Below are 3,935 nucleotides of genomic sequence, written 5' to 3' on the forward strand. Positions count from 1 at the left end.
CATCTGGGAATGGGCGAGCAACGACAGCGGCGAGCCCGACGTCGTCATCGCCTGCGCCGGCGACGTGCCGACGCTGGAAGCACTGGCCGCGACAGACCTGCTGCGGCAGCATTTCCCGGGGCTGAAGGTCCGCTTTATCAACGTCGTCGATCTCATGACGCTGCAACCTCGGGCGCAGCATCCTCACGGGCTGACCGACACTGACTTCGACACCTTGTTCACCACCACCAAGCCGGTCATCTTCGCCTATCACGGCTATCCGACGCTGATCCACCGTCTGGTCTACAAGCGCACCAACCACCGGAACTTCCACGTCCGGGGCTTCGAGGAGGAGGGAACGACCACCACGCCCTTCGACATGGTGGTGCGCAATCGGCTCGACCGCTTTCACCTCGTGGGTGACGTGATCGATCGTGTCCCAAGCCTCGGCACGGCCGCTGCTTACGCCAGGCAGGCGATCCAGGACAAGCTGATCGAGCACGAGCGCCATATTCGGCAGCATGGCACGGACATGCCCGAGGTCCAGGAGTGGCGTTGGCCGCACGCCGTCAACAAGTCAGCGTTTCCGCCGGCCGAAGCGCCGTGTCTTTGATCCCGCGAATCATGAGATCTTTGCGCGGGTGGCTTGATCTTTGGGAGACGGATCTGATGCCATTCCCTCCGGACTGGATCGGAGGCAGCGCAGGCTGCCACGGCTCCACTGATACCAAGTCCTACTGAGGGAGACTCACGAAAGGGGTTCCCCGACGCGGGGCTGCTCTGATTATGGGATGGCCCGCCCTCATGAAGGCGCCCCTGGGTAAGGGTCGCTTCTCTTGATGGAAGGAGGCCACGATGTCGGAAGTTGCGGTACTCGGGATCGACCTGGGCAAGACCAGCTGCAGCGTTGCAGGCATGTCGGCGGGCGGGCAGGTCGTGTTGCGTCGGCGTGTGACGCGCGACGGCATCCCAGCGCTGTTGGCGAAACTACCGCCCTGCGTCGTGGCGATGGAGGCGTGCTGCGGAGCACACCATGTCGGCCGCAGCGCTCAGGCGCTCGGGCACCAAGTCCGGCTGATGTCGCCGGAGTATGTCCGGCCGTATGTGAAAGCGCACAAGAATGACGACCGTGACGCCGAGGCGATTGCCGAGGCGGCGACCCGCCCGACGATGCGCTTTGTTCCGCTTAAGGCCGAGGCACAGCTTGACGTGCAAGCGCTACATAGAGCGCGCGAGCGCCTGGTGGCGGAGCGGACGGCGCTGATCAACCAGCTGCGCGCCCTGCTGCTGGAGCGCGGGATCGTGCTACCGCAGCGGCGCCGCGCAGTGACGGAGTGGGTTGACGCACCGCGCGATGAGAACGCGCCCGACTGCCTGAGCCCGCGCATCCGTCGCCTGGTGAATGACATGCGTGCGGAATGGGCCGAGCTCGACCGGCGCATCGCGGTATTCGACGAGGAATCCGCCACGAGTGCGCGGCAGGACGAGGCTGCCCGCCGCCTTGCGACGGTGCCCGGCATCGGGCCAATCAACGCGACAGCATTGGTCGCTGCGGTGGGCGATGCGAGTGCGTTCGGCCGAGCACGCGATCTGGCAGCCTGGCTCGGGCTGGTGCCGAAGCAGGCAACGACGGGGGGCAAGCCGAAGCTCCTCGGGATCACCAAACGGGGCAGCCGCTACCTGCGCAAGAACCTGATCCATGGTGCCCGCGCCGTGCTGCCAAGGCTGGCAGCGACCGAGACACGTTTGGGCGGCTGGCTGCGCGGCTTGCTCGAACGCGCGCACAAGAACACCGTGGTGGTGGCGCTGGCGAACAAGCTCGCACGCATCGCATGGGCGGTGCTGGCGCGCGGGCGGAGTTACGAGGCCGCCGCCGCGGCGGTCTGACGCAAGGGGGAGATCGGCCAGGGCGAGCGCAACGCCGGTCGCCTGGACCCAGGAGGTCTGCGGGAGGTGGTGACAAAGATGGCCTGACAGTCGATCGGCGGCACGGCAGCCTGGTACACTGAACGGCCTCCGAGGCCGCTCTGATTTTAAGGCCCGAGCCGCGCGGACCTCCATCTTGGCAGGAAGCTTGCTCCGAGGCCGGATACGTTCACGCAGACTGCTGAAGCCAAGGATGCCGACACAGCTTGCGGACGGGGCGGGCCATACGTTCAAGACGGTGAGCATTGGAGGCTCGCCATGGCACAGCCGCTTCCCCTCCGCCCCGACTATGATGCCTCGGCGCTGCGCGCTCTGGCCCGAGGGCGAAGGATGCCGCGCAGCCACGCCGCCTGCTGGCCCTGGCGGCCATCTACGATGGCGCCTCGCGGACGGAGGCTGCGCGGATCGGCAACGTGACGCTGCAGGTCGTGCGCGACCGGGTGGTGCGGTTCAACGTGAAGGGACGGGGGCTTGGTCGACCGCAAGGCACCCAGCCAGCCCTCGCGGCTGACAGAGGCGCATCGGGCGGCACTGGAGGCGATCATCGAACAGGGCCCGACACTGGCTATCCATAGCGTGGTGCGCTGGCGCCTGGTCGACCTTGGCCAATGGCTCTGGGAGGAGTTCCGGGTTTCGGTCTCAAAGCAGGCGCTTAGCCGGGAGGTGCGGGCCCTTGGCTACCGAAAGCTCTCGACGCGCCCACCCGAGAGGCGCTCTGGGCCACCATTGGCCGCCTGCTCGGCACCTTCACCCCAGGCGAGTGCAGGAACTACTTCGCTAACTCCGGCTACGCGTTCGAGTAAACCGGAAAAGCTCTAACCCACACCAAAAAGCCGAGGCACTGCGTAAGCGGGGGCAGTCGAACGCAGGATTCGACCACTTGCCAACGGATGGGAAATTCCATCTGTGCCGGGCGTAGCCGTGGTTTGGCAGGCCGGCCCCCCAGGGTCGTCCCACACAGCCCCATGCATCTGATAATCGTCGACAGCACCGGCTTGGCGTTGTCCGGCGGTGGCGAGTGGGACGAGGCGAAGCACGGATAGCGGCGTCGATCCTGGCCCGCTTGACGCCACCGCTCAGTCCGGTGTGATGCGGGTGATCTTCGTTCCGTTCAGGGCAAGGGCCGCCATCAATCCTTCCTGGCCGAAGGTGATGGCATAGACCGGCTCCCGCAGAGTTGTGGCGGTAACGTTGGCCTGCACGCCGCGGTCCAGCGCCACCACGCTCGGGCCGGTGCCGATCTCCCAACCATCGGCGCGCCTGAGCGCCGCGATCGCCTCGTCGGTCATGAAGAACATGGCGAGCCCGGCGGACTGGGCGCCCGCCAGCAGGCCGAGCGAGACGCCCGCGATGTTGTAGTAGCCGCGGATCGCGCCATCCTGCACCAGCGCTCCCTCACCATACTGGCCGCCAACGATGAAGCCGCCGGAGATGATGCGGGGGAATACCAGGACGGCACGGGCCGGACCGAAGAGCGGACGTGCATTGTCCATGCTGCGCAGCCGTACAAGCGCCGCCTGGACATCAGCGTCGATCTCTCTCCGCGTAGCGGCGGCGGCCGGCGCGGGCCGCAGCAGCGCGCCCCCAGCCAGCACCGCCAAGAACGCTGCAGGCAGAAATCGCCTTACGATGTCCCGTCGGCCGGGCATATCGGCTGCTTCCGGAACGATCATCGCTTCGTGTCTCCGCTCAGAACTGGAACAGGCCCACGGCCCCATTCTCGCACATCACGTGGCGCAACGCACCGCGGGTCCGGAGGTTTCCAGTTATCCGCCCCGGTCAGAATTCCTGAGCCACCGCTCCGTTCGTGCAGGACGCCGGTCGCCGCCCTGTATCAGTGCTGCATCTGCATGATCTGATCCATGGGAGGCATGTTCTGGTTGAGGTTCGCCATAATCCAGATTGATCCGCCGACGATTAGCGCGACCACGAGAATGCCGAAGGCGAGCGCAAGCACGTTGTTGGTGTTGTCCGGTGCCGTGGTGATGTGAAGAAAGAAAACGAGGTGAACACCGATTTGCGCAATCGCA

5 protein-coding genes are annotated in these 3,935 nt (G+C 66.0%); 3 read left to right on the forward strand and 2 right to left on the reverse strand.

Annotation, left to right across the window (positions count from 1 at the left end; translation table 11 throughout):
- The 3 genes from ACO1BU_RS36200 to ACO1BU_RS36210 form a co-directional block, all read left to right on the forward strand.
- Positions 1 to 592, forward strand: a 592-nt coding sequence (locus ACO1BU_RS36200) for a phosphoketolase family protein (protein WP_481133265.1), incomplete at its 5' end; no start/stop codon positions are given.
- Between the two features lie 242 nt (positions 593 to 834).
- The gene (locus ACO1BU_RS36205) at positions 835 to 1,866 is read left to right on the forward strand and encodes an IS110 family RNA-guided transposase (protein ID WP_424140714.1); all 1,032 of its coding nucleotides are present in this window, start codon (positions 835 to 837) and stop codon (positions 1,864 to 1,866) included.
- Between the two features lie 510 nt (positions 1,867 to 2,376).
- Complete coding sequence (locus ACO1BU_RS36210; protein ID WP_424140715.1) at positions 2,377 to 2,724, forward strand: winged helix-turn-helix domain-containing protein; 348 nt, start codon at positions 2,377 to 2,379, stop codon at positions 2,722 to 2,724.
- A gap of 257 nt (positions 2,725 to 2,981) precedes the next feature.
- Here ACO1BU_RS36210 and ACO1BU_RS36215 read toward each other — a convergent pair whose 3' ends face one another.
- Positions 2,982 to 3,578 (reverse strand): lipid-binding SYLF domain-containing protein, encoded by a 597-nt coding sequence (locus ACO1BU_RS36215; protein WP_424140716.1) that lies wholly within the window; start codon positions 3,576 to 3,578, stop codon positions 2,982 to 2,984.
- A gap of 161 nt (positions 3,579 to 3,739) precedes the next feature.
- Positions 3,740 to 3,935 (reverse strand): cytochrome o ubiquinol oxidase subunit IV (locus ACO1BU_RS36220; RefSeq protein ID WP_424140717.1); only part of this gene is annotated, 196 nt, incomplete at its 5' end.

The sequence above is a fragment of the Roseomonas chloroacetimidivorans genome, from assembly GCF_049629625.1.
Taxonomy (GTDB): Bacteria; Pseudomonadota; Alphaproteobacteria; order Acetobacterales; family Acetobacteraceae; genus Roseomonas; species Roseomonas chloroacetimidivorans.

Excerpts from the sequence above, each read along its gene's own strand:
- ACO1BU_RS36205 (WP_424140714.1), top strand. The coding sequence starts at position 835 with ATGTCGGAAGTTGCGGTACTCGGGATCGACCTGGGCAAGACCAGCTGC.
- ACO1BU_RS36215 (WP_424140716.1), bottom strand. The coding sequence starts at position 3,578 with ATGATCGTTCCGGAAGCAGCCGATATGCCCGGCCGACGGGACATCGTA.